This is a genomic window from Streptomyces sp. NBC_00690 (genome assembly GCF_036226685.1).
Classification (GTDB): Bacteria; Actinomycetota; Actinomycetes; order Streptomycetales; family Streptomycetaceae; genus Streptomyces.
In genome coordinates this window covers 4142358-4169047 of record NZ_CP109009.1, presented here as the reverse complement: position 1 = coordinate 4169047, position 26690 = coordinate 4142358, and the positions used below count along the sequence as shown (strand labels likewise).

Genomic DNA, 26690 nt, shown 5'->3' with positions numbered 1-26690 from the left:
GGGTGGGCTTCGGTTGTCAGCGGGCCCCGATAACCTCGTAGGCGTGTCGTCCCTTGCGCTGTATCGCCGCTATCGTCCCGAGTCCTTCGCCGAGGTCATCGGGCAGGAGCATGTCACTGACCCGTTGCAGCAGGCCCTGCGGAATAACCGGGTCAATCACGCCTACCTGTTCAGCGGACCGCGGGGTTGTGGCAAGACGACGAGTGCGCGCATCCTCGCCCGCTGTCTGAACTGCGAGCAGGGGCCCACCCCCACGCCCTGCGGTAAGTGCCAGTCCTGTCAGGACCTCGCCCGGAACGGCCCGGGATCGATCGACGTCATCGAGATCGATGCCGCTTCCCACGGTGGTGTGGACGACGCCCGTGATCTGAGGGAGAAGGCGTTCTTCGGCCCGGCCAGCAGTCGGTACAAGATCTACATCATCGACGAGGCCCACATGGTCACCCCGCAGGGCTTCAACGCCCTGCTGAAGGTCGTCGAAGAGCCGCCCGAGCACCTCAAGTTCATCTTCGCGACGACCGAGCCCGAGAAGGTCATCGGCACCATCCGTTCGCGTACGCACCACTACCCCTTCCGGTTGGTGCCTCCCGGGACCCTCCGTGACTACCTCGGTGAGGTCTGCGGCAAGGAGGACATCCCGGTCGCTGATGGCGTGCTGCCCCTGGTCGTGCGGGCCGGCGCCGGATCCGTGCGGGACTCCATGTCCGTCATGGACCAGTTGCTCGCCGGGGCCACCGAAGAGGGTGTGACCTACGCCATGGCCACCGGCCTGCTCGGATACACGGACGGTTCCCTGCTCGATGCCGTGGTGGACGCCTTCGCCTCCGGGGACGGGGCCGCCGCGTTCGAGATCGTCGACCGGATCATCGAGGGTGGGAACGACCCCCGGCGCTTCGTCGCCGACCTGTTGGAGCGGCTGCGGGACCTGGTGATCCTCGCCGCGGTGCCCGACGCGGGGGAGAAGGGATTGATCGACGCCCCCGCCGATGTCGTGGAGCGAATGGTGGCCCAGGCGTCCGTGTTCGGTGCGGCCGAACTGAGTCGCGCCGCCGATCTGGTCAACACCGGCCTCACCGAGATGCGCGGTTCGACTTCGCCGAGGCTCCAGTTGGAGTTGATCTGTGCGCGGGTGCTGCTTCCCGCCGCGTACGACGACGAGCGTTCCACTCAGGCCCGGCTCGATCGTCTGGAGCGCGGGGCCGCCGCTGTGGGCTCCGCCGGTGCCGGTGGTGGACCGCCCGTGGGCTATGTCCCCGGCCCGCAGATGCACGCCCATATGCCCGGTCCGGACGGTCCGGTGTCCCGACCCGCCGCACCCGTGCAGCCGGCACCCCCGGCGCAGACGGCGCCTCCCGCGCACGCCACCCCTCCGCCGGCCCCAGTCGCCCCGTCCCCGCCCGCCGAGGCGCAGCCCGCCCAGCCGTCGGCGGCCGGGGCCCGCCCCGGTGCCTGGCCCACCGCGTCCGCCCCCGGGCAGGGGCCCCGACCGGCCGCAGCTCCGGCCCCCGCCCCGCAGGTTTCCGCGCCCGCCCGGGCCGCCGCAGCGCCACCATCCGCTCCCGTCATGGCTCAGGGCGCCGGCCAGGTGCGCAACATGTGGCCCGAGATCCTGGAAGCGGTCAAGAACCGCCGTCGCTTCACCTGGATCCTCCTCAGCCAGAACGCACAGGTGGCAGGCTTCGACGGCACCACGCTCCAACTCGGCTTCCTCAACGCCGGCGCGCGGGACAACTTCGCGAGCAGTGGGAGCGAGGAAGTGCTCCGACAGGCGCTCTCGGAGCAGTTCCACGTGCAGTGGAAGATCGAAGCGATCATCGACCCCTCAGGCGGTACGGGGGGTCCCGGCACCTCCGGTCCCGCCGGTGGCGGTTCCGGGTTCGGCGGAGGCCGTCCCGCTCCGGCCGGATACGGGTCGGGGTCGGGTGCGCCCGCGCAGCGTCCCGCTCCCGCGCCTTCGGCGGCGCCCCAGAGCGGCTCCGGCGGTCCGTCATCCGGGTCGGCCGGACCTTCGAGTCAACCTCCTGCCGCGCAGGAGCAGCGTCCGAGCCAGCCCGCGCCGTCCAGACCGGTGGCCTCCGAGCCCCCGCGTCCTGCTCCCGTGCACACTCCGCCGCCGGTCTCGCCCGAGGACGACGTCCCCGAGGACGACGATCCGGATCTGGTGGAGTCCGCACTCTCGGGCCATGACCTCATCGTGCGTGAGCTGGGGGCCACTGTCGTGGAGGAATACACGAACGAATAGGACGCCTCTGCTCGGAGGGCCGTACGAGAGCACGGTCCGCGGCGGTTAGGCTGACGGGCGTGAAGGTCCTCGTCATCGGCGGCGGCGCCCGCGAACACGCCCTGTGCCGCTCTCTCTCCCTCGACCCCGACGTCACCGCTGTGCACTGCGCGCCCGGAAACGCCGGCATCGGCGAGATCGCGGAGCTGCACCCGGTCGACGCCCTCGACGGCGACGCAGTCGCCCGACTCGCTGTCCGACTGGAGGTCGGACTCGTCGTCGTCGGCCCGGAGGCACCGCTGGTCGCCGGTGTCGCCGATGCCGTGCGCACCGCTGGCATCCCCTGCTTCGGACCGTCTCGCGAGGCTGCGGAGCTGGAAGGCTCCAAGGCGTTCGCGAAGGACGTCATGGCCGCCGCGGGAGTGCCCACGGCCCGTAGCTACGTCTGTACGAACACACAGGAGATCGACGCCGCGTTGGACGCCTTCGGGCCTCCTTACGTGGTGAAGGACGACGGTCTCGCCGCTGGTAAGGGCGTCGTCGTCACCTCTGATCTGACCGAGGCCCGTGACCACGCCATCGCCTGCGGCGGCGCGGTCGTCATCGAGGAGTACCTCGACGGCCCCGAGGTCTCCCTGTTCGCCATCACCGATGGCAAGACGGTCCTTCCGCTGACCCCCGCCCAGGACTTCAAGCGTGCTCTGGACGGTGACGAAGGCCCCAACACCGGTGGCATGGGCGCGTACTCACCGCTGCCCTGGGCCGATCCCAAGCTGGTGGACGAGGTCATGACGACGGTGCTCCAGCCCACCGTCGACGAGATGCGCCGCCGCGGTACACCGTTCTCGGGGCTGCTGTACGCGGGTCTTGCGATCACCTCCCGTGGCGTACGGGTGATCGAGTTCAACGCCCGCTTCGGTGACCCCGAGACCCAGGTGGTGCTGGCACGGCTGCGCACTCCGCTCGCGGGGGTGCTGCTGCACGCGGCCAAGGGCACGCTCGTCGACGAGCCTCCGCTGCGCTGGCACGACGAGGCGGCGGTGACCGTGGTCATCGCTTCCCACAACTACCCGGACACCCCGCGCACCGGCGACCCCATCGAGGGGCTGGACGAGGTCGCGGCGCAGGATGCGCCCCATGCGTATGTCCTGCACGCCGGTACCAAGCATGACGGCGATGCGGTCGTGAGTGCGGGCGGGCGGGTGCTGTCAGTCACCGCGACCGGCAAGGATCTCAGCGAGGCCCGCGAGCGGGCCTACCGGGCCGTCGCCCGGATCAGGCTCGACGGCTCCCAGCACCGGACGGACATCGCCCGCGCGGTCGCCGAGGGCTGATCGAGGGCTGATGCAGCGGGGCGGCGGCACTCCTCGGGGTGTTGCCGCCGACCTCCGCGAGACCGAACCCTGTGCCTCGTCTGGATGCGTGCGTGCGTGCGGGCGTGACGGAACAAGCGACCGTCCGCGACGCGTGCGCCGTCGATGGGCCCATTGAGGGCGAACGGTGACGGTGCCTGCCCGTCTCCGCACTCCGCATGCGAGCCCGCGCCCACTACGGAGCGACTCCGGGCGAGCGCGGAGGGTGGGAGAAACCGTGCGATCCGGGAGCGAACCCAGCGCCTTCTCAGCCCGTCCTCACCTTTGCCCAAGGCCATTCCATCGAGTGACGACTGAGCCATCTGGATGACGACCGCCGGCACCCCAACTATGGTGCGGCGCAAGCGTTCCGGCACTTGGCTCATCGGCATTGCGATGTCAGTGACGGGTGTCACAGTGGGGGAGTGACCTTCACCGTCGCCATGCAGAGGGGGTGAGGACCGGCGTGTCCGGTACCGGTATGGGCGAGTCGATCGGCTCGCAGGCCGCGCGATTGCGCGCGCTCGCCGTATTGCGCATCCGCAGCAGGGCAGTGGCGGTCGCCCTGCTGCCCGCCGCGGTGGCCGTGGTGTTGTTCGCCGGCGGTGTGACCGGTCATATGAGCGGGAGCGGCTGGGACACCGCACGCTGGGTCAGCTCGGTGTGCGCGCTGGTCGTGCTGGTGCTCGCCGTGGCGGTCGCAGCGGTGATCGTGCGCGCCGAGCCCGCGCTGAGCCCCACCGTCGAGCTCCCCGAGAGATCCGCCCCCGACCTCTACCGCCTGGTGCGGGACCTGGCCGAGCGGCTCGATGTGCCCCCGCCCTCCGCGCTGGCGCTCACCCCCGACTGCGACAGCTGGCTGGAGGACCGCACACACCCGGCGCACTCCCTTCGACATGTGGTGCGCAGCGGCCCCCGTGTACGGCGTTCGACGGAGGCGCCGGTGCTGGTCATCGGCTCCCCCTTCCTGTGGTGGATGCGCGTGGCCGAGTTGCGGGCCGTGCTGGCTCCCGTCGTCGCGGGGACCGCGCCGTCCGCGCACCCGGACATAGCCGCCGCCCGACGTTTCGTACGAGGGTTGGACGCTGCGGTCGCACTGGCGTCGGACTCCGCGCAACGAGCCGTCCGATCGACCCCGCGGCGACTGCTGGGACGGCTGGCCTTCGCTTTCATCGGCCCCATATCCCGCATGCTGCTGCGCAGTTGTCACACCTACGCGGGGGAGATGGAACGGGGGGTGGCCGTAGCCGCGTCCGAGCGGGCCCAAGCGGTGGACTACGGTCTGCGGATCGTCGCCCAGGAGCAGGTCGGACTGGCCTACGCGGGCTGGGACAGACTCCTGACCAGGGTTGCCCTGCCGGCCTGGCGGATGGGCCGCTGGCCCTCCCGGTTGGATGCCGGAGTGGTCTCCGCGCTCACCGAACTGTCCCGGCGCGACCGGCTCGCCGAGGGCTTCACCTCCCGACTCGGGGAGCGCCCCGCCTGCGATCTGCTGGAAGAGCCCGGTGCCGTGGACGAGGCCGCGTCCCTCCTGGCGGCCCGCCTCTTCCACGGAGGCCCTGCGGAGACCGGCGTCAACTGGTCACCGGTTGGTTGGCAGGAGTATCCGGAGGAGGTCGTGGACCGGAAGTGGCGTACGGAGGCGGCCCGGCTCCATCGCGTGCTGGACGGTCTCGGTGTGACGCCTTCGGAAGGCCCCCACGGTCCGACGCTCGCCCGGGTGATCACCCACCTGGGGCGGCCGGCCCCCGAAGTCGGGGAGAACCTCGCGGCCGGCATCAGCGCCGAGGTCGCGCGGGAGGAGGCGGCGGCCAGTCTTCCCGTGGTGCGGAGCCAGGGCGACGCGTTGAACGGCTGGGGTGCCGACCCGCTACCGCTCTTCCCCCTACAGCCCCCGCGCACGGGGCGGGAACTGCTCGCCGACCATGTCACCGCGATGGTCTGCTGTGCCGCTGTGGACACCGCGGGTGCTGCTCCCGGGCTGGACTGGTTGGACGGGCCGGCCCTGCTGATACGGGGCGAGCGCTCGGCCGATCTGATGTCGCCGGTGCTGAGCCTGACGGAGGACGGCGATCCCGGACCGCTGCGGGCCTGGCTGACCAGGACGGGCGTTCGCCCCGAGAAGCCCGTCCGGCTCGTCTGACCGCGCCGTCCTGCCGGCTTCCTGCCTCTTTCTGGCCGCCGTTCTGTCCGGCGTACGACGTTCTCCCCGCCCGCGCACCCCGCACCCGCGCACCCCGCCCGCGCGCACTCCCCGTGCCGGGGCACTCCTGGCGCCCGGAGGCACGGCGTCCCCCTGCCGTCAGGCCGGGATCGTTCCCGTACGGCCGTTGCGGATGACGGCGTCCCGTGTGCAACGGCACCCTCGGACGTCGAGCTCGCTGATCCACATCCGTGGCGCACCCCATCCATGTGCACCCCATCCGTGCGTACCCCATGCATGTACACCGGGTTCGCGCGCACCACATGCGTCCACCGCGGCAGAAAGCTCACTCCCTCAACAATTCGCGACGAAGGGTGACGGTCCGCATGCGTTATGTGATGTGCTGGGGATCGGCGCCGACCATTCGGCGTAGCGCAGTTGTCCGGGGGCATTGAGGGAGGGCGCATGGGGGCGGAGCAGATCCGGCGGTGGGAGTCGGGTGCGCTCGCTCATGCCGTGACGGACCCCTTCGGGCAGGGCCCCCTCCCCTGGCTGCGCGGTTCCGAGAAGTACGTGGACTCCAGCGGCCAGGTCGTCGCCTGGTACGCCGAGCCCGATCGGGGCCGTAGCGCCAGGGCACCCCGTACCGCCGATGATGTGCGTCGTCAGATCAAGGGGTTCGCCTCGACCGGTGCCGTGGCCCCCGGTGAGGCGATCGACTTCCACATCACCGTGGACCCGCCGCAACAGTTCTCCGTCGACATCTATCGGATCGGGCACTACGCCGGGGCCGGGGCATCCAAGATCGCCACCAGTCCACGGCTCTCCGGGATCGTGCAACTCCCGCCGCTGACCGCCGACCGCACGGTCTCCTGCCACCACTGGTGGCTCTCCTGGCGGCTCCAGGTCCCCTCGTCCTGGTCGGTCGGCGCACATGTCGCCGTCCTCACCACGGTGGACGGCTACCGCTCCCACATCCCCTTCACCGTGCGCGACAACAAGCCGGCGGATCTGCTGCTCGTCCTGCCGGACATCACCTGGCAGGCGTACAACCTCTACCCCGAGGACGGTCGTACCGGCGCGAGTTTCTACCACGCCTGGGACGACAAGGGTCGGCTTCTCGGCGAGCGGGACGCCGCCGTCACCGTGTCCTTCGACCGCCCCTACGCCGGTGCCGGGCTCCCCCTCCACGTCGGCCACGCCTACGACTTCATCCGGTGGGCCGAGCGGTACGGCTACGACGTCGCCTACGCCGACGCCCGCGATCTCCACGCCGGCCGCGTCGATGCGACCCGCTATCGCGGGCTGGTCTTCCCCGGCCATGACGAGTACTGGTCCGTGCCCATGCGCCGCACCGTCGAGGCGGCCCGCGACCAGGGCACTTCGCTGGTCTTCCTCTCCGCGAACTCCCTCTACTGGCAGGTCGAGCTCGGCCCGTCCCCCTCCGGCGTGCCCGACCGGCTCCTCACCTGCCGCAAACGCCGAGGCCCCGGGAAGGCCGCACTCTGGCGTGAGATCGACCGGCCCGAACAGCAACTGCTCGGCATCCAGTACGCGGGCCGTGTCCCCGAGCCGCACCCCTTGGTCGTACGGAACGCCGATCACTGGCTCTGGGAGGCGACCGGCGCCGGCGAGGGCGACGAGTTGGCCGGCCTGGTCGCCGGTGAGGCGGACCGATACTTCCCGCGCACCGCGCTCCCTGAGCACCAGCGCCGCATCCTCCTCGCCCACTCCCCTTACCGGGACGGCAAGGGGGCCCTTCGGCATCAGGAGACCTCCCTCTATCGGGCGCCTTCCGGCGGGCTCGTCTTCGCTTCGGGCACCTTCGCCTGGGCGCCCGCCCTCGACCGTCCGGGCCATGTGGACAGCCGTATCCAGCGCGCGACTGCCAATCTGCTGGACCGCATCTGCAAGCGGGACTGAGAGCGGGGCTAGAGCGGGACGGAGAATGGCTGTGGCTTTTCCTTCCCCGACGAGCCCATACAGACGAGCCCATACAGATGAGCCCAGACAGCTCCCTCACGACTGTTTGCGTGCCCCCGCGATGGGGCTTCCATCCTCCGGGTACGACGACCTGCGCCGCTGAGCTGCGCCCCTACACCGGACTCCGTCGTTCCATACGGGAGAATCGAAGCTGTCAGTCAGAGCTACGGGGAGGAACCATGTCCGGTTTTGTGGAAAAGCCCGAACCGCTTCAGGTGCCAGGGCTGGTGCATCTGCACACCGGCAAGGTGCGGGAGCTGTACCGGAACGAGGCGGGCGACCTCGTCATGGTCGCCAGCGACCGCATCTCCGCGTACGACTGGGTGCTGCCGACGGAGATCCCCGACAAGGGGCGGGTCCTCACCCAGCTCTCCCTGTGGTGGTTCGAGCGCCTCACGGACCTCGTCCCGAACCACGTCCTGAGCACAGAGCTCCCCGAGGGCGCCCCCGCCGACTGGGCCGGACGCACCCTGGTCTGCAAGTCGCTGCGGATGGTCCCCGTCGAGTGCGTCGCCCGCGGCTATCTCGCCGGCTCCGGCCTGGCCGAGTACGAGGAGTCCCGCACGGTCTGCGGAATCGGCCTCCCCGAGGGGCTCAGCGACGGCTCCGAGCTGCCCGGGCCCATCTTCACCCCCGCCACCAAGGCCGCGGTCGGCGACCACGACGAGAACGTCAGCTACGAGGAGGTCGCCCGACAGGTCGGTGTCGAGACCGCCGCCCTCCTGCGGCAGACGACCCTCGCCGTCTACGGCCGGGCCCGCGACATCGCCCGGGACCGGGGCATCATCCTCGCCGACACGAAGTTCGAGTTCGGTTTTGACGCGGACGGCGGACTGGTCATCGCCGACGAGGTGCTGACGCCCGATTCCTCGCGCTTCTGGCCCGCCGCCGACTGGCAGCCGGGCCACGCCCAGCCCTCGTACGACAAGCAGTACGTGAGGGACTGGCTGACCTCGCCGGCGTCCGGCTGGGACCGCCGCAGCGAGCAGCCGCCGCCCGCCCTGCCGCAGGAGGTCGTCGACGCGACCCGGGCGAAGTACCTGGACGCGTACGAGCTGCTCACCGGTACGCCCTGGTCCTAGGACGCGTCGGACCCAGCCCGTCTGGTCTGTGTGTGATGCCCCGCCTTGTCGAGAGTCGCCCGAGTACATCTCGTACGAGCCCAGTACGAGTCCAGTACGAGGGCGATTCTCCGTCTCGCGATCTGACGCGCATCTCCCAGGACCGGGCGGGTCGGCGCATCGGCCTCTGCGCACAGGCGTGCACGGGCGGGGCGGGCATGAACAGGTGGGAACAGGTGGGAACAGCACGAAGGCCCCGATCCTGGAGGATCGGGGCCTTCACCTGAGCGGACGACCAGGTTCGAACTGGCGACCTCAACCTTGGCAAGGTTGCGCTCTACCAACTGAGCTACGTCCGCATGCGCCGTGGCGCGCAGCCCACTATACCCAACCGCGCTCCCGTGCGAGACGGGCGGCTGCGTGCCGGTTCTCCGCCCCCAGTTTCATGGCGGCCGACGACAGGTAGTTCCGTACCGTCCCCTGCGACAGCGAAGCCCGTTCCGCGATCTCCGCGATGGGTGCGCCGTCCGCCGCCAGGTCCAGCACCTCCGCCTCCCGAGCGGTCAGCGGCGAGTCACCGGCCGAGATCGCGTCCGCCGCCAACTCCGGGTCCACGTAGCGGTGTCCGGCGTGCACGGTACGGATGATCTCGGCGAGCCGCTGGGCGCTGACCGTCTTGGGGACGAACCCCCGCACCCCCGCGGTCAGGGCCCGCTTGAGGTGGCCCGGCAGACCATGGCTGGTCACGATCATGGTTCTGCACCGGGGCAGCTCCGCCTTGAGGGATGTGGCCACACTCACACCGTCCGCTCCCGGCATCTGGAGATCGAGCACGGCGACGTCCGGACGGTGCGCGAGGGCCATGGCGAGCGCCTCGGTTCCCGATGCGGCCTCCGCGACCACGACCAGGTCGTCTTCGAGCGCCAACAGTGCCGCCAGCGCGCCCCTGATCAGATGCTCGTCGTCGGCGAGCAGTACCCGTACGGTCATCCGGTGCCTCTTCTCGATCGGTGCGGGCGCAGCCAGGCCGGGCGCTCGGGCCAGGCGCTGCCGACTGTGGTCATCCGGAGTCCCGCGGGTCGCTTCCACCGGCCTTGACCGCCGCTTCCACCGAGACGCCCGCGGTGCTCTGGTCGGACGCGCACAGGTGCTGGTCGGACGCGTACGGCCCTTCGCCGAGCTGCGATGGATCCGCCCCGACGCCGTCCCGCGACAAACCTGCCCCGAGTCCACCTCGCGACGAACCCGTCCCTGCGGTGTCGACGCCCGTGGGGCCGATGCCGCGGTCGCCCGGTCCGTCGGCGGATTCCTGCCCGCCCTCGGGTCCCGTACGCCCACGGGCCCCCTGCTCGACCTCGCCATGCCCTGCGCGCCCCTCCACGGGCACCCGGGCCGTCAGCCGGAAGCAGTCCCGAGGGGCAGCACCCGCCTCCAGCGTGCCGTCCACCGCCAAGAGCCGCTCCCTGAGGCCCGTGAGCCCGGAACCCGGCCGCCGGGACCGGTCCCGCCGTGGGTTCGGAGGGAGGTCGGCAGTCGTGGTGGTCAGCGGTACGGCGGCTGCTCCACCGTCGGTGGCCGTCGCATCCCCGGCCGCCGAGGACCTGCCCGCGCCGTTGTGCGCTCCGTCGTTCTCCACCACCAACACGGCCTCGCCGTCCGTGAGCCCCACCGAGATCCGGCAGCGGCGGGCGTCCCCGTGGCGGAGCACGTTGGTGGTCGCCTCCCGCACCACCCAGGCCAGCGCCGACTGCACGTCCGCGGGCAGGTCCAGCTCCGGGGCCACCACCGTGCAGTGGATCCCGGCCGCGCCCAGGACCCCTCGGGCGCCTTCCAACTCCACCCGCAGATCGGCCTCGCGATAGCCGCGGACCACATCCCGCACCTCGCGTTGTGACTCCTGCGCGATCTGCTGGACCTCCGACATCTGGTCGACCGCCTCGGGCCTGCCCCGGCGGGCCAACTGCACCGCCAACTCGCTCTTCAGGGCGATGACGGCCAGATTGCGGCCCAACACGTCATGGAGGTCCCGGCCGAAGCGCAGGCGCTCCTCGGCGACGGCGAGCCGTGCTTCCACATCGCGGGCCTCACGCAATTGCCACAACACCCCGAGGATCCACATGGAGGCCCGCCCGGTGAACGCGGCCCAGCCGGTGGTGAACCCCACGGCGATGAAGACGGCCAGCACCGTGTCCGCCGTGTGCCCGGTCACGACCAGCAGCCCGGCCAGCAGGCTCAGTACGGACAACTGGACCAGCGCCGTGACCCGGTTGGGCACGAAGAGGCAGTGTGCCGTCAAGAAGGGGGCCAGGGAGGCCATCAGCATCCCCGCCAGCATCCCGTCGTCGTCGGGGAGGGCCTCCAGCGATGACAGGGTCAGCACCACGCCGACGGCGCCGGCCGTCACGGCCGCAGCCCAGGCCATCAGCCGCCAAGGTGCCTGGGCCCGCTGGAGGTAGAAGTCCATTCCGCGGTAGCTGAGCTTTCCGCAGAGCACGCCCGTCGCCACCGCGAGGGGCGGCCCGACGACGGCGAGTGCCAGGGGGCCTTCGACCCGTATGGGAGGGGTCAGCAGCATCAGGGTCAACCCGATCGGCCCCATCCACACGATCACATAGAGCGTGCCGCGGGTGTAGAGATCCACTTTGGCCAGCCCGCTGCGACCGCTCCAACCCTTCACCCGCACGAGCCACCTCCGTCGATTCGCACACTCACTGATGATCCGGGCCGTCGGCCCGGCAGGCACCCTGCCGTGATCAGCAGGGCGGGCGATCAGCGGCGCGGCTCCCAGCGGAACCACTTCGAAACAGCAAACACCGACAACGCCATCCAGACCAGGCTGATCAGCACGGCACGCATCACATCGGTGGAATCCGCGCCGCCGAGCCAGCCGGCCCGTACCAGCGTCATCACCCCCGTCACGGGAAGCAGCTCGCACACCGACGCCATCTTCTCGGGCATCACTTCCAGCGGTACGAGCAGGCCCGATCCCGCGACCGAGACCAGGAACATCGGCATGGTGGTGATCTGTGTGCTCTCCACCGTGCGGGTCACCGTCGCCGTCACCGCGGCCAGTGCCGTCAGCAGGACGACACCGATGATGATGCCCCCGATCAGGAGGTCGGGGCGGCGGGGCCAGCTCAGATCCATCCCGACGACCCCGCCCACCACCAGCAGGACGCACTGCGTCAGCGCGAGGCCGATCGCGGGGAGCGCGGTCCCCACCAGGATCTCGTGGTCGGGGACCTCTCCCGTACGCAGCCGCTTGAGGACCAACTCCTCGCGCCTGGCCACATAGGCGGAGACCAGATTGAGATGGACCACCAGGAGCAGGACCATTCCGACGCCGGCGGTCAGCGCCGCCTCCACGACGCTCATCCCGGCCTTGTCGAGATCCACTCCGTCCAGCGAGGACTTCGTCACGACCACCATGAGCAACGGCATCAGCAGGGCCACGAAGAGGGCGGTCCGGTTTCTGATGAGCAGGGTCCATTCGGCCCGGCCGAGTGCGGCGAGCCGCCGGCGCGGGGAGGAAGCCGAGGACTTGCCCGCCGTGGACGTACGGGTGGTCCTGTCGCCGTTCAAGGTCGTCGGCATGTCACACACCCACCGTTTCGGTCTGCGCGATGTCGAGGAACGCCTCTTCGAGGGAGGCTGAGCGGGCGTCGAGCCCTTCCAACCGGATCTGCGACTCCCGTGCCCAGCGCAGCAGTTCTTCCAGGGACTCCTGGAGCTGATGGGTACGGATCTCGATGCGCTGACCGTCGGCCCCGGCCTGGAGGGAGAGCGGCAACCGTGCGGCCGGTACTCCCTCGGGCAGTTGGAAGCGGATGCGTGCGGGCCGCTCGGCGGTCACCGTGGCCGGTGTGCCGGTGGTGACGATGCGCCCCCGGTGCATGATCGCCAGCCGATCGGCGAGTGACTCGGCTTCCTCCAGGTAGTGCGTGGTCAGGAGGACCGTGGTGCCGGAGTCCCGGAGCGCCCGCACCAGGTCCCAGGTGTCACGGCGCCCCTCCGCGTCCAATCCGGTGGTCGGTTCGTCGAGGAAGAGCACCTCGGGTCGGCCCAGGAGCGCGAGTGCCAGGTCGAGCCGTCGGCGTTCGCCGCCCGAGAGCTGTTTGACCCGCACCGCGGCTCGTTCACCGAGGCCGACCAGCCCCAGTGCCTCCGCCACCGGGCGGGCACCGGTGGTGCAGCCGGCCCACATCCGGGCGGTCTCGGCCACGGTCAGATCGGAGGGGAAGCCGCCTTCCTGGAGCATCACGCCGATCCGGGGCCGTACGGCTGCCCGCTCGCGGTAGGGGTCATGGCCGAGTACGCGGACGCTGCCGGCCGTGGGGGCGTCGAGCCCCTCCAACAGTTCGACGGTGGAGGTCTTTCCTGCGCCGTTGGTGCCGAGGAGGGCGAAGACCTCGCCCCGGGCCACGGAGAAGGAAATTCCGCCCACCGCCTCGAAGCCCCCCGAGTAGCTGCGCCGCAGCCCGTCCACCGTGATCACGTACTGGTCTGTGGTCATGGGAACAGCGTCCCGCCGCTTTGGGAACGGGATCAGTGCGCGGCGTCACCGATGGCGATGACATTTGTCATGGGAGCGCTGCGCGGGATGCCGACATCCGGAACCGGGATGTTCTCCGTGTGCTTTCCGACGGCATGACAAAGGCCCCGGTCTAGATGACCAGGGCCTTTTTGCACTGAGCGGACGACGAGATTCGAACTCGCGACCCTCACCTTGGCAAGGTGATGCTCTACCAACTGAGCCACGTCCGCATTGCTTCCGCCCGGCTCTCACCGGTCGGCGCGGGCACCACTCTACCTGATCGAAATCGATGAGCTGGTAAAGCGATGAGAGCGGGTGACAGGAATTGCACACTGCGCCTTCCCCCTGGAAGGGGGATGTTCTACTACTGAACTACACCCGCACGCTGCTGAGGTGGGGCCTTTTTGGCCTTGCCCCTCGGCGTGACTCAAACTCTAGCCGACGTTTGGGGGTGCTGCGCAACTCGGCATCGGCGCAGGGGTGTCGGGGGCTCGTGAGGCGCTGACCTGAGGCAGTGCCGTGAGTGGATCTTCCGGGGCCGAAGAAGTGGATCTTCAGGGTGGGAGCGGCTCGGGGTGGAGTTGTCCGCCGGGCGCCAAGGGTTCGGAGCCGACCGTTGAGGAGTGGGTCACATCCGCCACAGGGGGCACAGTGGTCATGTCGGCCCCGGTCCGGGCGGGGATGACCACTACCAGGTCCGCAGGGACTCGACCCTTGGGGAACCAACGCCGATGGCCGTGGAACGGGGCAGTGCCTGCCCACTGCCAGTCGGTGCGGGAGCCGAGTGCTCCCCGGCGAGCCAGAGACGGCGCCGAGCCCCGCGCCGAGAGCGGTGCCGTCTGTCTCCTGTCCCCACCCCACCGTTCCGGTCCGTGGGGGCCCGACGCAGGACGCGCAACACAACGCAGCAGGCCCATGGGTCCACTTCGGACACCCATGGGCCAACTTCGCTTCTACCGATTCGATTCGGCCACTGCTGCTGGAGCCCCGCCGTCGGTGGCGGACCCGTTTCGCCGTGGTCACCGCGTTGGGGACGCCCTCCCGGGCAGACTTCAACTCGCCTCTCGGAACGCTTCGTAGACCGCCTTGGGGATGCGCCCCCTGGCCGGTACGTCCATCTTGTTCGACTGTGCCCAGGCGCGCACCGCGGCGGGTGCCGGCTCAAGGGTCGTGTGCTTGTACGTGCCGGTCCGGGGCTTGTCGCGCTTCCCGCCGCCGAGTTGCTTTCGTCCTGCCGCCACGTACGGCGCCAGCGCCTTGCGCAGTTTCTTTGCATTGGCGTTATTGAGGTCGATCTCGTACGACTTCCCGTCCAGGGCGAACCTGACCGTTTCCGCCGCTTCCCCGCCGTCGATGTCGTCGGAGAGTGTGACCACTACTCGCTGAGCCACGGATATCGGTCCTTTCCCGCGGTGCCCCGCACGGCACCGATTCTGACGTGCGGTGATACCGGCTTTCCGGCTGTCGAGGGGCCATACTGCTTTCCTGTGTATTCCTTTGTACAGCGACCGGTAGTGCATTGTGAAGCCCACCCAATTATGTGCGCGCGTCAGGAGCAATGAGGATCGGGTTATTTTCCCTGGATTTCTGCTTCTGGTTACTCGGGCCGTTCCGCCTGGTGAGTGTCGGATTTCTCCAGATATCTACGCGAGTAGATTCCTGAGCCGGGTACGCTGAGGGAACCGCCCTCGCAACACATCAATCCGGGAGTGCCCGTGGCACGCGTCGTAGTCGACGTCATGCTCAAGCCCGAGATCCTCGACCCGCAGGGACAGGCGGTGCAGCGTGCACTACCTCGCCTCGGGTTCGATGGAATCGCGGACGTCCGTCAGGGAAAGCGCTTTGAGCTGGAGGTGGAGGGTCCGGTCGACGATGCCGCCCTCGCCCGCATCCATGAGATGGCCGAAACGTTCCTCGCCAACACCGTCATTGAGGACTTCATCGTCAAGGTGGAGTCGTGACTGCTCGTATTGGAGTCGTCACTTTTCCCGGCACGCTGGATGACCGGGACAGTCTGCGGGCGGTACGCCTAGCGGGCGCGGAGCCCGTCTCCCTCTGGCACCGTGACAAAGACATCAAGCAGGTCGACGCGGTCGTGCTCGCCGGAGGGTTCTCCTACGGCGACTACCTGCGCGCCGGAGCCATCTCCCGGTTCTCGCCGGTGATGGAGACGATCATCGACCAGGCCAGGGCAGGGCTGCCGGTCCTCGGTATCTGCAACGGCTTCCAGATCCTCACCGAGTCGCATCTGCTGCCCGGTGCGATGTTGCGCAACAACCACCTGCACTTCATCTGCCGTGACCAGCGGCTGCGCGTGGAGAACGCGACGACCGCCTGGACCAGCGACTACGAGCAGGGCCAGGAGATCTCCGTACCCCTGAAGAACATCGACGGCCGCTATGTCGCCGATGAGCGGGTGCTGGACGAACTGGAGGCCGAGGGTCGGGTTGCCTTCCGCTACCTGGACGGCAATCCCAATGGCTCGCTCCGCGACATCGCCGGCATCACCAACGCCGAGGGCAATGTCGTCGGTCTGATGCCGCACCCGGAGCACGCCGTCGAGCCACTGATCGGCACCGGCCGCACCGATGGGCTTGCCTTCTTCACCTCGATCCTCAAGAAGCTGGTCACCGCATGAGCCTCGATACCGTGAAGCACGCCTCGGGGACCCCCGAGACCGAGCAGCCCTGGGCCGAGCTCGGTCTGAAGGCGGACGAGTACGCGCGGATCCGGGAGATCCTCGGTCGCCGTCCCACCGGTGCCGAACTGGCGATGTACTCGGTCATGTGGTCCGAGCACTGCTCGTACAAGTCGAGCAAGGTGCATCTGAAGCAGTTCGGTGAGAAGGCTCCCGAGAACGACGCAATGCTCGTCGGCATCGGGGAGAACGCGGGCGTCGTCGACGTCGGCCAGGGCTATGCGGTGACCTTCAAGGTCGAGTCGCACAACCACCCCTCGTACATCGAGCCCTACCAGGGCGCTGCCACCGGCGTCGGCGGCATCGTGCGCGACATCCTCGCGATGGGCGCCCGGCCGATCGCGGTGGTGGACCCGCTGCGCTTCGGTGCGGCGGATCACCCCGACACCAAGCGCGTACTGCCCGGTGTCGTCGCGGGCATCGGTGGCTACGGCAACTGCCTGGGTCTGCCGAACATCGGTGGCGAGGTCGTCTTCGACCCCTGTTACCAGGGGAACCCGCTGGTCAACGCCGGTTGCATTGGTGTGATGAAGCACGAGGACATCCACCTCGCACAGGCGTCCGGACCCGGCAACAAGGTCATTCTGTACGGTGCGCGCACCGGCGGCGACGGCATCGGCGGAGTCTCCGTCCTGGCCTCCGAGACCTTCGACGCCACCGGCCCGGCCAAGCGCCCGGCCGTCCAGGTCGGCGACCCGTTCCAGGAGAAGCTGCTGATCGAGTGCACCTTGGAGATCTTCAAGGAGAAGCTGGTCGCGGGCATCCAGGACCTCGGCGGCGCCGGTCTCTCCTGTGCGACCAGTGAGCTGGCGAGCGCCGGCTCGGGCGGCATGCGCGTCGAGTTGGACTCGGTCCCCCTGCGGGACGCGACCCTCTCGCCCGAGGAAATCCTCATGAGCGAGTCGCAGGAACGCATGTGCGCGATCGTCGAGCCCGACAAGGTCGAGCGCTTCTTGGAGATCTGCGAGAAGTGGGACGTCATCGCCACCGTCATCGGTGAGGTCACCGAGGGCGAACGGCTGGAGATCTTCTGGCACGGTGAGCAGATCGTCGACGTACCGCCGCGCACGGTCGCCCACGAGGGCCCGGTGTACGAGCGTCCCTACGCCCGCCCCGAGTGGCAGGACGCCCTCCAGGCCGACGACGCCAACAAGCTGCCCCGCCCCCAGGACGCGGCGGAGCTGCGCGAGCAGGTCCTCCAGCTGGTCTCGTCGCCGAACCAGGCGTCGAAGGCGTGGATCACCGACCAGTACGACCGGTTCGTCCAGGGCAACACCGTCCTCGCCCAGCCCGAGGACGCGGGCATGGTCCGCATCGACGAGAACACCAACCTCGGCGTGGCCCTGGCGACCGACGGCAACGGCCGGTACACCAAGCTCGACCCCTACACCGGTGCTCAGCTCGCACTGGCGGAGTCGTACCGCAATGTCGCCGCCTCCGGTGCCACTCCGCTGGCGATCTCCGACTGCCTGAACTTCGGTTCGCCGGAGGACCCGGGTGTGATGTGGCAGTTCGCGGAGGCCACGCGCGGTCTCGCGGACGGCTGCCTGGTGCTGGGCACCCCGGTCACCGGCGGCAATGTGTCGCTGTACAACCAGACCGGTGAGACCGCCATCCACCCGACGCCCGTCGTCGCGGTCCTCGGCGTGATCGACGACGTGAACCGTCGTACGCCGATCGCCTTCGCCGAGGAGGGGCAGTTGGTCTACCTCCTCGGGGACACGAAGGAGGAGCTCGGCGGCTCGGCCTGGTCCCAGGTGGTCCATGACCATCTGGGCGGGCTGCCCCCGGCCGTGGACCTGGAGCGGGAGAAGCTGCTCGGGGAGATCCTGATCTCCGCCTCCCGTGACGGGATGATCGACGCGGCGCACGACCTGTCCGACGGCGGTCTGGTGCAGGCGGTCGTGGAGTCCTGTCTCCGCGGCGGCAAGGGCGCACGGCTGGTCGTCCCGGACGGTCTCGACGCGTTCATCTTCCTCTTCAGCGAGTCGGCGGGGCGCGCGGTCGTCTCGGTGCCCCGCAGCGAGGAGCTCCGCTTCACCGACATGTGCGGCGCTCGCGGACTGCCCGCGACCCGTATCGGTGTGGTCGACGGGGACGAGATCGAGGTCCAGGGTCAGTTCACCCTCTCGCTGGCCGAGCTGCGTACGGCCCACGAAGAGACGATTCCCGCGCTGCTGGTCTGACGTACCGCGGAATCACCGAGCCCCTGTCCGGCACCTGCCGGGCGGGGGCTCTCTTCGTTCCCCGTTGCGCGAGATTACGTAATTACGTATGTTCATCTCATGGAGCTGGAGGAGCGGGTCGCCGAGTTGGAACGCAGGCTCGCCGCGCTGGAGGAGCGAGACGGCCAGGAGGAGCCCGTACGGGCCGGTGGCCGAGGGGACTTCTGGGCGCTGGAGGGGTTCAAGGACCGGCTCGCGCAGGCGGGAGCGGGCGACGGCGGTGTGATGTTCACCGGGGCGGTGCGCCTGCCGACGGACGAACGGTACGAGTGGCAGTACGGCACCCTCACCGAGTCCCTGTGGGAGCAGGACTGGAACCGGGCCGCCGACTCCTTCGCCGCGCTGGGACATCCGGTGCGACTGAGACTGCTGCGCGAGATCCTCGGCGGCCGTCGTACGGCGGCCGAACTTACCGAACTGGACGGGCTCGGCACCACCGGCCAGATCTACCACCACCTACGCCAGTTGACCGCCGTCGGGTGGCTGCACACCGCGGGCAGGGGGCGCTACGAAGTGCCTCCGGTACGGGTGGTGCCGCTGCTGGTGGCCCTGACCGCGGCCCAACCCTGACCGGAGCCCGGCCCCAGCCCGGCCCCGACCCGGCCCCGTCCCGCCCTGACCGCGGCCCGACTCGGACCGGAGCCCAGCCGTGACCGCAGAACGACCCCTGGGGGAGAACACCATGCCCGCTCGAACGAACGCACCCGCAGCCCGGCGACGAAAACTCCTGCTCGCCGCCTATCGGACGTCCTGGCTGGCGTTCGTCGCACTCCTGCTGGTCAGCGTGGTGCTCGACCCCTTCCACTGGGCGTGGGTCTTTCCGCCCGCCGCACTGGCGATCGCCGTGATGACGGTGCTGAACCGTACGGCCGGCGCGGCGCACTCGGCGGCGCGCCCCGACGCCGTCGAAGTGGCTGCGCCCGTGACCGGACGTTGGCTGGCGCTCAACAGCCCCGCGGACAAGGTGCCCAGCCACGGGACGCACGCCTACGGACAGACGTACGCCATCGACATCGTCGCCGAGGGCCCGGATCCCGCAATCAAGGCAGCGGACCCCGCAATCGAGGCCCGGCCCACCACCCGACCCGAATTCACCTGGTTCTGGCCGCTCCTGCGCCGGAACAGTGCCTTCCCCGCCTTCGGTGCCCCGCTGCTGGCCGTCGCCGACGCCACCGTGGTGGCCGTCCGGGACCGCCAGCGCGACCACCACAGCCGGACCTCACTGCCCATGCTGGTCTATCTGATGCTGATCGAGGCGTTCTTCCGGGATGTCTTCGGCCCCTCGCGCATCATCGGCAATCGTGTGGTCCTCGACCTCGGGGACGGTACGTACGCCCTGTACGCCCATGTGCAGCGCGGCTCGATCAGCGTCCGGGAGGGGGAGCGGGTCCACGCCGGGCAGGAGATCGCGCGCTGCGGGAACTCCGGCAACTCCACCGAACCGCACGTCCACTTCCAACTCATGGACGACCCCGACCCGGACATCGCCCGCGGTGTGCCGTTCCGATGGCGCGGTATCGGCATCCCGGCCAACAACGAGTCCTTCACCGCGGGCCCCGGTACCGACGACGCCTCGACTGATGCCGCGGCGCCCGCGGACGGCGGCGAGTGGAAGTTCACCGTGACTGACTAGTCTCGCTCCCATGCCACCGGCCAGAAGGCGCGCACGCGCCTACGACGACACCACGATCCGTGCCGCGGTCACCTCCCAGTTCGCCCACCTCGGACGGGCGGTCGGGACACTCACCGCGGAGCAGTTGGCGCTGCCCACCCGGCTTGGCGACTGGACCGTACGGGAACTGGTCGCGCACACGGCTCTGATGGTCGATGCGATCCCCGACCTCCTCGACCGGCCGGCACCACCGCGCGTTGAATTGGCCCTGCTGGACTGGCCCGCCGCCACCGCCTCCCTGGGCCCCCGAGTCGACGAGGCGGCCAGGTCCCTCGCAGCTGCTGAGCCCGATCTTGAGGCCCGCTACGCCCGTGCGGCCGACCGCCTCACCCGTGCCCTCGACGGCGCCGCGCCCGATCGGCTGCTGGGCATCTCGCCCGGCGCCATGCGACTGGCTGACTTCCTCGTCACGCGTACCGTCGAACTCACCGTCCACACCGACGACCTCAACGACGCACTCGGACTGCACATCCCCCACGAGCGTCAGACGCTCGCCGCCTGCACCCGACTGCTCGCCGACGTACTCGCACAAAAGGCCCCTGGCGGGTCGGTCGAGGTGAGGGTGCCGCCGCATGCCGTCGTGCAGTGCGTCGAAGGACCCCGTCACACCCGGGGCACTCCGCCCAACGTCGTCGAGACCGATCCCCTGACCTGGCTCCGACTCGCCACCGGTCGTACGTCCTGGGCCGAAGCCCGCGACGCGGGAAAGGTCAGTGCCAGCGGGGAGCGGGCTGATCTCGCGGCCTTCCTTCCGCTTCTGGGCTGATCCCCGGCACTCGGTGTCAGGCTGCAACGAGTGGGCGGTGCAGGGGAACCGGACCCGGGGGCCGTCCGTCCCAAGGGCATGCGTACTCAGCTGAGCGTTCCCGTCACCGTTCTGGCCCTTCTCGCGCTGGCCGCGTGCGGTGCGGATTCTGGGTCCGAGGCGGACTCCGGAACCCGCACCCCCGGTGGGAAACCAGCCGTGGCCGACGTGCCCCTCACCGGAGTGTTCTGGACCGTCGACACCGTCACGGTCGACGGCAAGAAGACCACGTCCCCGGGCGACGCCTATGTCGAGGTGACCACCAAGGACCGCGCCCAGGGCAACTTCGGCTGCAATCAGTTCGGAGCCAAAGCCGCGCTCGACGGGGAGACCCTTACGGTCGGATCGGCCAATATGACCGAAATCGGATGCGAGAAGCCCATCCAGGACTTCGAGAACTCCCTGAGGGAAGCCTTCACCGGAAGGCTCAAGGCGGAGCTCGTGGACAAGAAGCTCACCCTCACCAATGAAAAGGGCGACGTCATCGGGCTCGTCTCCGAACCGCCGGCCCCGTTCATCGGCACCAAGTGGACGGTGAACTCGCTCCAGCAGCAGGACACCGTCGAATCCCTGCCCCCGGGTACGGACAAGAACGCGCACCTGACCTTCGCCAAGGACGGCACGGTCACGGGGAATCTCGGCTGCAACGACTTCAATGCCACCGTCAAGGTCAGCGGCACCCAGCTCACCTTCGGATCCATCTCCAGCACCCGGAAGATGTGTGCGGGGACATCGGGCCAGGTGGAGGCACATCTCCTCAAGGCCCTGGCGGGGCAGGCGACGTACGAGATCCATCAGCGCGGCCTCTTCCTCAAGGGCCCCGATGGCACGGGTTTCTCGGCCGTGAAGGCCGCAAGGTGAGTCCGGCGGTCGGTGCGTAGTTGCGGCTGCGGTCGTGGCCGCCGAGGGGCCCGTTGCATCCGTACGCGTTCCGCGCCGCACCACGGCATCGAAGTCCAGCGCGCCCGAAGGCGCGTACCCCTTCGCGCGAGGGTCGGGTTTCGCGCTCCGGGAACCCGCCCGCGGTACCTCCGTCCCGCTCCCGGGCGGTGACCTTGCTCACCGCCCGGTCGGGGTGCCGACCGGTGAAAGCGACCTCCGGCCGCGATGACACGACGGCCCTGTGGGGCCCGGCGCACCCGCTCTCATCCACTCCATCGAGCCCGCTTGGCCCGCCAGGAGTAGGAATCCGCCCTTCCGCCCGCCGCCCGGGCAACCGCGCCCAGGACACGATTCGACGCCCACCCCAGACCGCCCGTGAAGGCTCGGCCATCCGGTGACCGAACCGTCACCCAGAGCCTTGACCCCCTCCCCAATTCGGACCGGTGGTCGATCTCGCCTACACTCGGTGCCGTGCCACGTGGTGACGGTCGACTCAATCACGATCTACTCCCCGGCGAGAAAGGCCCCCAAGACGCATGTGGCGTCTTCGGTGTCTGGGCCCCGGGTGAAGAGGTCGCCAAGCTCACTTACTTCGGGCTCTACGCCCTCCAGCATCGGGGCCAGGAATCCGCGGGAATCGCGGTCAGCAACGGCTCCCAGATTCTCGTCTTCAAGGACATGGGCCTGGTGTCCCAGGTTTTCGACGAGACCTCCCTAGGTTCTCTGCGCGGCCACATCGCTGTGGGCCACGCCCGATACTCCACCACCGGCGCCTCCGTCTGGGAGAATGCCCAGCCGACCTTCCGCGCCACCGCCCACGGATCGATCGCCCTCGGCCACAACGGCAATCTGGTGAACACTGCCCAGCTCGCCGAGATGGTCGCCGATCTGCCCCGCAAGGACGGCCGCGCCACCCAGGTCGCCGCCACCAATGACACCGATCTCGTCACTGCGCTGCTCGCCGGCCAGACCGACGCCGACGGCAAGCCGCTGACCATCGAGGAAGCCGCCACCAAGGTGCTCCCATCGGTCCAGGGCGCGTTCTCACTCGTCTTCATGAACGAGAGCACCCTGTACGCGGCCCGTGACCCCCAGGGCATCCGCCCGCTGGTCCTCGGACGCCTCGATCGCGGTTGGGTCGTCGCCAGCGAGTCCGCGGCCCTCGACATCTGCGGTGCGACCTACGTCCGCGAAATCGAGCCCGGCGAGCTGATCGCCATCGATGAGAACGGCATCCGCACCTCAAAGTTTGCAGAAGCGAAGCCCAAGGGCTGTGTCTTCGAGTATGTCTATCTGGCCCGCCCGGACACGGACATCGCCGGACGCAACGTCTATCTCTCCCGAGTGGAGATGGGACGGAAACTGGCCAAGGAAGCGCCCGCCGATGCGGATCTGGTCATAGCGACGCCGGAATCCGGCACCCCCGCCGCGATCGGCTACGCGGAAGCGAGCGGCATCCCCTACGGCTCGGGCCTCGTCAAGAACGCCTATGTCGGCCGGACCTTCATCCAGCCGTCCCAGACGATCCGACAGCTCGGCATCCGACTCAAGCTCAACCCCCTGAAGGAAGTCATCAGGGGCAAGCGCCTGGTCGTCGTGGACGACTCCATCGTCCGCGGGAACACCCAGCGCGCCCTGGTCAAGATGTTGCGCGAGGCCGGAGCTGTCGAGATCCACATCCGGATCTCGTCCCCGCCGGTGAAATGGCCCTGCTTCTTCGGTATCGACTTCGCCACCCGCGCGGAACTGATCGCGAACGGAATGACGATCGAGGAGATCGGTGCCTCGCTGGGCGCCGACTCACTGTCGTACATCTCCATCGACGGCATGATCGAGGCGACCACCATCGCCAAGCCGAATCTCTGCCGCGCCTGCTTCGACGGCGAGTACCCGATGGACCTGCCCGATCCGGAACTGCTCGGCAAGCAGCTCCTTGAGACCGAGCTGGCGGGCGGTGCGGACGCTGCCGACGCGCTGCGTCGCCCCTAGGCAATCGCCGTGATCTCCCCGCAGGTCCTTTTCCCACCCCGAGAGACCCCTCCGCGCACGGCGGTGCGAACCCTCTCGGGGCCACCGAACCCGCTCTCGGCAGCAACGACACGAAAGCTCTCTTTGTCATGACAGAGAACACAGGAGCCAGTTACGCAAGTGCGGGCGTCGACATCGAGGCGGGCGACCGCGCCGTCGAGCTGATGAAGGAGTGGGTCAAGAAGACCCGCCGCCCCGAGGTGCTCGGTGGTCTCGGCGGCTTCGCCGGACTCTTCGACGCTTCCGCACTCAAGCGCTACGAGCGTCCCCTGCTGGCCACCGCCACCGACGGCGTCGGCACGAAGGTGGACCTCGCGCGCCGGCTGGGCGTGTACGACACGATCGGCCACGACCTGGTCGGCATGGTCGTCGACGACCTGGTCGTCTGCGGGGCCGAGCCGCTGTTCATGACCGACTACATCTGCGTGGGCAAGGTCCACCCGGAGCGGGTCGCCGCCATCGTCAAGGGCATCGCCGAGGGATGTGTCCTGGCCGGTTGCGCGCTCATCGGCGGCGAGACCGCCGAGCACCCCGGGCTTCTGGGCGAGGACGACTTCGATGTCGCCGGTGCCGGAACCGGAGTGGTGGAAGCCGACCAGCTGTTGGGGCCCGACCGCATCCGCGGTGGAGACGTGGTCATCGCCATGGCCTCCTCGGGACTGCACTCCAACGGGTACTCGCTGGTCCGCCATGTGTTGTTCGACCGCGCAGGCATGGCCCTTGAGCAGCACGTGGACGAGCTGGGACGGACCCTGGGCGAGGAACTGCTCGAACCCACCAAGATCTACTCCCTGGACTGTCTGGCGCTCGCCAGGACGGCCGAGGTCCATGCCTTCAGCCATGTCACCGGTGGCGGCCTCGCCAACAATCTGGCGCGGGTCATCCCCGATGGTCTGCACGCGATCGTCGACCGTTCGACCTGGACTCCGGGACCGGTCTTCGACCTGGTGGGCAAGGCCGGACAGGTCGAACGCCTGGAGTTGGAGAAGACGCTCAACATGGGCGTCGGCATGATCGCGATCGTCCCCGAGCAGTCGGCCGACGTGGCGATGGAACTCTTCGCCGACCGCGGGGTGGACGCATGGGTCGCCGGGGAGATTGTGGACCGCGGCGATCACACCGTGGGCGCTGCCCTCACGGGCGACTACGCACGGTGAATGAGTCGCATCGGGCGTCGGTTCCCTGCGCCCGATGGACTCGTCGTCCGAACCGGACGGTCTGGACAGCACGGACGAGCTGAACAGCACGGAACCCGGTCCGGGTGAGCCGGACCGGGTCGGTGATCACTGCAACGTCAAGCGCCGCGGCGGTGTTGCGATGACGGACCGGACTCATCGTCCTCGTCGTCGTCATCGTTATACAAGTCCGCGTACTGTGCGTACGGGTCGTCTTCCTCGTCGTCATCCTCGAACGGCTCGCCGTTCGGAGGTTGGCTCGAAGTCGAAGCGCCCAGCTCGCTGGCCAGACGCGACAGGTCAGTCCCGCCGCTGTTGTACTTCAGCTGGCGGGCGACCTTTGTCTGCTTGGCCTTGGCCCGGCCGCGCCCCATGGCTCGACCCCCTCGGTGACGGGGCTCGACGGCCCCAGAGTCTTGACACGCGTTCATGATTCGGAACGGACTCTCCATGGAGAGACCGGCCCGTAGGGCTTCAACGGTACCTGCTTCCGCGGCCATACGGTACGCCGCCCGCATGACGTGCCACTTCACAGAACCCGCAAGGAGCCCCGTCCTCGCTGGTCAACTGCGATATTAACCTCTTCTTGGCGGCCGACCCGCCGACCGGGGTGAGTCTTGTCTCCCGAAACGGCGGGTCGAGGGGTCCGTACCGATCCCCGCGGGGGCCGGGCCACGGGGAGCGGATGGGCTTCGTCCTCAGGTCGGACGCGCCTCCGCCATGCGCTGTTCGGCGATCCGGTCCGCCGCCGCTGCTGGCGGAATACCGTCTTCATTTGCGCGTGCGAAGATCTCCAGGGTGGTGTCGTAGATCTTTGCCGCCTTCGCCTTGCAGCGGTCGAAGTCGAATCCGTGCAACTCGTCCGCGACCTGGATGACACCGCCGGCGTTCACCACGTAATCGGGTGCGTAGAGGATGCCCCGGTCGGCGAGGTCCTTCTCCACGCCCGGGTGGTCGAGTTGGTTGTTGGCCGCCCCGCAGACCACCTTGGCCGTGAGCACCGGGACGGTCGCGTCGCTCAGCGCACCCCCGAGTGCGCAGGGCGCGTACACGTCCAACCCCTCGGTGCGGATCAGCGCACCCGTGTCCGGGACGGCCGTGACCTGCGGATGACGGTCCAGAATGCGTCGTACCGACTCCGCGCGGACATCGGTGATCACGACTTCGGCGCCGTCCTGGAGGAGGTGTTCCACCAGGTGGTGGCCGACCTTCCCGACGCCGGCGATGCCGACGCGGCGGCCCTGGAGCGAGTCCCGGCCCCAGAGGTGGCGGGCGGACGCCCGCATTCCCTGGAAGACCCCGTAGGCGGTGAGGACCGAGGAGTCCCCGGCGCCGCCGTTCTCCGGGGAGCGGCCGGTGGCCCAACGGGTGGCGCGGGCTACGACGTCCATGTCCGCCACGTAGGTGCCCACGTCGCAGGCGGTCACGTACCGTCCGCCGAGCGAGTCCACGAACCGGCCGTAGGCGAGCAGCAGCTCGTCGCTCTTGAGGCTCTCGGGGTCACCGATGATGACGGCCTTGCCGCCGCCGTGGTCGAGGCCGGCCATGGCGTTCTTGTAGGACATCCCGCGTGCGAGGTTCAGCGCGTCCGTGACGGCCTCCTCCTCGGAGGCGTACGGATAGAAGCGGGTGCCGCCCAGGGCGGGGCCGAGGGCGGTGGAGTGGATGGCGATGACGGCCTTCAGGCCGGAAGCGCGGTCCTGGCACAGCACGACTTGCTCGTGGCCTCCCTGGTCCGATCGGAACAGGGTGTGCAGTACGCCGGGTACGTCAGGTACACGGACAGGAGCGCCGGGCAGATCGGTCACGGTGGTGACTCCCAGATACGAGGCGGCGGGCGGGGGCTTTCCCGGTTCTCCCTTTCGCTTGTGGCAGGGGGAGAGCGGGCAAGGTACCAGCTGGGCAAGAGGG

21 protein-coding genes and 3 tRNA genes are annotated in these 26690 nt (G+C 69.2%); 14 read left to right on the top strand and 10 right to left on the bottom strand.

From position 1 onward, the window contains the following. Positions 1-43 precede the first annotated feature (43 nt). The 5 genes from OID54_RS18310 (at position 44) to OID54_RS18290 (ending at position 8781) form a co-directional block, all read left to right on the top strand. Positions 44-2242 carry a DNA polymerase III subunit gamma and tau gene (locus tag OID54_RS18310; protein ID WP_329020969.1) on the top strand — a complete coding sequence of 733 codons (2199 nt, stop codon included), beginning with the start codon at positions 44-46 and terminating at the stop codon, positions 2240-2242. Between the two features lie 59 nt (positions 2243-2301). Next, a complete protein-coding gene (gene purD, locus OID54_RS18305; RefSeq protein WP_329020967.1) occupies positions 2302-3555 on the top strand; it encodes a phosphoribosylamine--glycine ligase in 1254 nt (417 codons plus the stop codon). A gap of 484 nt (positions 3556-4039) precedes the next feature. Continuing rightward, positions 4040-5716, top strand: a complete 1677-nt coding sequence (locus OID54_RS18300) for a hypothetical protein (protein WP_329020965.1) — start codon at positions 4040-4042, stop codon at positions 5714-5716. Between the two features lie 465 nt (positions 5717-6181). Continuing rightward, positions 6182-7639, top strand: a complete 1458-nt coding sequence (locus OID54_RS18295) for a N,N-dimethylformamidase beta subunit family domain-containing protein (protein ID WP_329020963.1) — start codon at positions 6182-6184, stop codon at positions 7637-7639. A gap of 239 nt (positions 7640-7878) precedes the next feature. Next, entirely contained in the window at positions 7879-8781 is a 903-nt protein-coding gene (locus tag OID54_RS18290) for a phosphoribosylaminoimidazolesuccinocarboxamide synthase (RefSeq protein WP_329020961.1), read from the top strand. Between the two features lie 265 nt (positions 8782-9046). On the opposite strand, the gene OID54_RS18285 is transcribed toward OID54_RS18290, so the two are convergent. The 8 genes from OID54_RS18285 to OID54_RS18250 all read right to left on the bottom strand — a co-directional run bounded on the left by OID54_RS18285 (position 9047) and on the right by OID54_RS18250 (position 14685). After that, positions 9047-9119, bottom strand: a tRNA-Gly gene (locus OID54_RS18285). A 22-nt stretch (positions 9120-9141) separates the two neighbouring features. Then, on the bottom strand, positions 9142-9750 hold the full coding sequence (locus OID54_RS18280) for a response regulator transcription factor (protein WP_329020959.1): 609 nt from the start codon (positions 9748-9750) through the stop codon (positions 9142-9144). A gap of 70 nt (positions 9751-9820) precedes the next feature. Next, positions 9821-11443, bottom strand: coding sequence for a sensor histidine kinase (locus tag OID54_RS18275; RefSeq protein WP_329020956.1), 1623 nt, complete (start codon positions 11441-11443; stop codon positions 9821-9823). Between the two features lie 86 nt (positions 11444-11529). Beyond that, positions 11530-12354 (bottom strand): ABC transporter permease, encoded by an 825-nt coding sequence (locus tag OID54_RS18270; RefSeq protein WP_329020954.1) that lies wholly within the window; start codon positions 12352-12354, stop codon positions 11530-11532. A gap of 1 nt (position 12355) precedes the next feature. Further along, a complete protein-coding gene (locus tag OID54_RS18265; protein ID WP_329020953.1) occupies positions 12356-13273 on the bottom strand; it encodes an ABC transporter ATP-binding protein in 918 nt (305 codons plus the stop codon). Between the two features lie 178 nt (positions 13274-13451). Then, a tRNA-Gly gene (locus OID54_RS18260) sits at positions 13452-13524 on the bottom strand. 80 nt (positions 13525-13604) lie between these two features. Further along, positions 13605-13676, bottom strand: a tRNA-Gly gene (locus tag OID54_RS18255). 670 nt (positions 13677-14346) lie between these two features. Continuing rightward, entirely contained in the window at positions 14347-14685 is a 339-nt protein-coding gene (locus OID54_RS18250; RefSeq protein WP_329020951.1) for a histone-like nucleoid-structuring protein Lsr2, read from the bottom strand. A gap of 324 nt (positions 14686-15009) precedes the next feature. Between OID54_RS18250 and purS the strand changes: the two genes are divergently transcribed. The 9 genes from purS to purM all read left to right on the top strand — a co-directional run bounded on the left by purS (position 15010) and on the right by purM (position 24761). Then, the gene (purS, locus tag OID54_RS18245; RefSeq protein WP_250921286.1) at positions 15010-15255 is read left to right on the top strand and encodes a phosphoribosylformylglycinamidine synthase subunit PurS; all 246 of its coding nucleotides are present in this window, start codon (positions 15010-15012) and stop codon (positions 15253-15255) included. Continuing rightward, the gene (gene purQ / locus OID54_RS18240; RefSeq protein ID WP_329020949.1) at positions 15252-15932 is read left to right on the top strand and encodes a phosphoribosylformylglycinamidine synthase subunit PurQ; all 681 of its coding nucleotides are present in this window, start codon (positions 15252-15254) and stop codon (positions 15930-15932) included. The genes purS and purQ overlap by 4 nt, the downstream gene beginning before the upstream one ends. Next, positions 15929-18178: a phosphoribosylformylglycinamidine synthase subunit PurL gene (gene purL / locus OID54_RS18235; RefSeq protein ID WP_329020947.1), complete on the top strand. Its 2250-nt coding sequence runs from the start codon at positions 15929-15931 to the stop codon at positions 18176-18178. The genes purQ and purL overlap by 4 nt, the downstream gene beginning before the upstream one ends. A 99-nt stretch (positions 18179-18277) precedes the next feature. Next, on the top strand, positions 18278-18787 hold the full coding sequence (locus OID54_RS18230) for an ArsR/SmtB family transcription factor (RefSeq protein ID WP_329020944.1): 510 nt from the start codon (positions 18278-18280) through the stop codon (positions 18785-18787). A gap of 112 nt (positions 18788-18899) precedes the next feature. Further along, on the top strand, positions 18900-19850 hold the full coding sequence (locus OID54_RS18225) for a M23 family metallopeptidase (protein ID WP_329020942.1): 951 nt from the start codon (positions 18900-18902) through the stop codon (positions 19848-19850). A 10-nt stretch (positions 19851-19860) separates the two neighbouring features. Then, positions 19861-20655: a maleylpyruvate isomerase family mycothiol-dependent enzyme gene (locus OID54_RS18220; RefSeq protein WP_329020940.1), complete on the top strand. Its 795-nt coding sequence runs from the start codon at positions 19861-19863 to the stop codon at positions 20653-20655. A 78-nt stretch (positions 20656-20733) separates the two neighbouring features. Beyond that, on the top strand, positions 20734-21555 hold the full coding sequence (locus OID54_RS18215) for an META domain-containing protein (protein ID WP_329020938.1): 822 nt from the start codon (positions 20734-20736) through the stop codon (positions 21553-21555). A 492-nt stretch (positions 21556-22047) separates the two neighbouring features. After that, a complete protein-coding gene (gene purF, locus OID54_RS18210) occupies positions 22048-23565 on the top strand; it encodes an amidophosphoribosyltransferase (RefSeq protein ID WP_329020936.1) in 1518 nt (505 codons plus the stop codon). A gap of 128 nt (positions 23566-23693) precedes the next feature. Next, positions 23694-24761, top strand: a complete 1068-nt coding sequence (gene purM, locus OID54_RS18205; protein ID WP_329020934.1) for a phosphoribosylformylglycinamidine cyclo-ligase — start codon at positions 23694-23696, stop codon at positions 24759-24761. 137 nt (positions 24762-24898) lie between these two features. Here purM and OID54_RS18200 read toward each other — a convergent pair whose 3' ends face one another. Then, the gene (locus tag OID54_RS18200) at positions 24899-25153 is read right to left on the bottom strand and encodes a DUF3073 domain-containing protein (RefSeq protein ID WP_329020932.1); all 255 of its coding nucleotides are present in this window, start codon (positions 25151-25153) and stop codon (positions 24899-24901) included. A 324-nt stretch (positions 25154-25477) separates the two neighbouring features. Next, a complete protein-coding gene (locus OID54_RS18195) occupies positions 25478-26602 on the bottom strand; it encodes a Leu/Phe/Val dehydrogenase (protein ID WP_329027614.1) in 1125 nt (374 codons plus the stop codon). Between the last annotated feature and the right edge of the window lie 88 nt (positions 26603-26690).

Bases quoted from the DNA above. Each gene is read 5' to 3' on its own strand.
- OID54_RS18200 (WP_329020932.1), bottom strand. From the start codon at position 25,153: ATGGGGCGCGGCCGGGCCAAGGCCAAGCAGACAAAGGTCGCCCGCCAG.
- OID54_RS18295 (WP_329020963.1), top strand. From the start codon at position 6,182: ATGGGGGCGGAGCAGATCCGGCGGTGGGAGTCGGGTGCGCTCGCTCAT.
- OID54_RS18290 (WP_329020961.1), top strand. From the start codon at position 7,879: ATGTCCGGTTTTGTGGAAAAGCCCGAACCGCTTCAGGTGCCAGGGCTG.
- OID54_RS18270 (WP_329020954.1), bottom strand. From the start codon at position 12,354: ATGCCGACGACCTTGAACGGCGACAGGACCACCCGTACGTCCACGGCG.
- purM (WP_329020934.1), top strand. From the start codon at position 23,694: ATGACAGAGAACACAGGAGCCAGTTACGCAAGTGCGGGCGTCGACATC.
- OID54_RS18220 (WP_329020940.1), top strand. From the start codon at position 19,861: ATGCCACCGGCCAGAAGGCGCGCACGCGCCTACGACGACACCACGATC.
- OID54_RS18230 (WP_329020944.1), top strand. From the start codon at position 18,278: ATGGAGCTGGAGGAGCGGGTCGCCGAGTTGGAACGCAGGCTCGCCGCG.
- purL (WP_329020947.1), top strand. From the start codon at position 15,929: ATGAGCCTCGATACCGTGAAGCACGCCTCGGGGACCCCCGAGACCGAG.
- OID54_RS18280 (WP_329020959.1), bottom strand. From the start codon at position 9,750: ATGACCGTACGGGTACTGCTCGCCGACGACGAGCATCTGATCAGGGGC.
- OID54_RS18225 (WP_329020942.1), top strand. From the start codon at position 18,900: ATGCCCGCTCGAACGAACGCACCCGCAGCCCGGCGACGAAAACTCCTG.
- OID54_RS18215 (WP_329020938.1), top strand. From the start codon at position 20,734: ATGCGTACTCAGCTGAGCGTTCCCGTCACCGTTCTGGCCCTTCTCGCG.
- OID54_RS18265 (WP_329020953.1), bottom strand. From the start codon at position 13,273: ATGACCACAGACCAGTACGTGATCACGGTGGACGGGCTGCGGCGCAGC.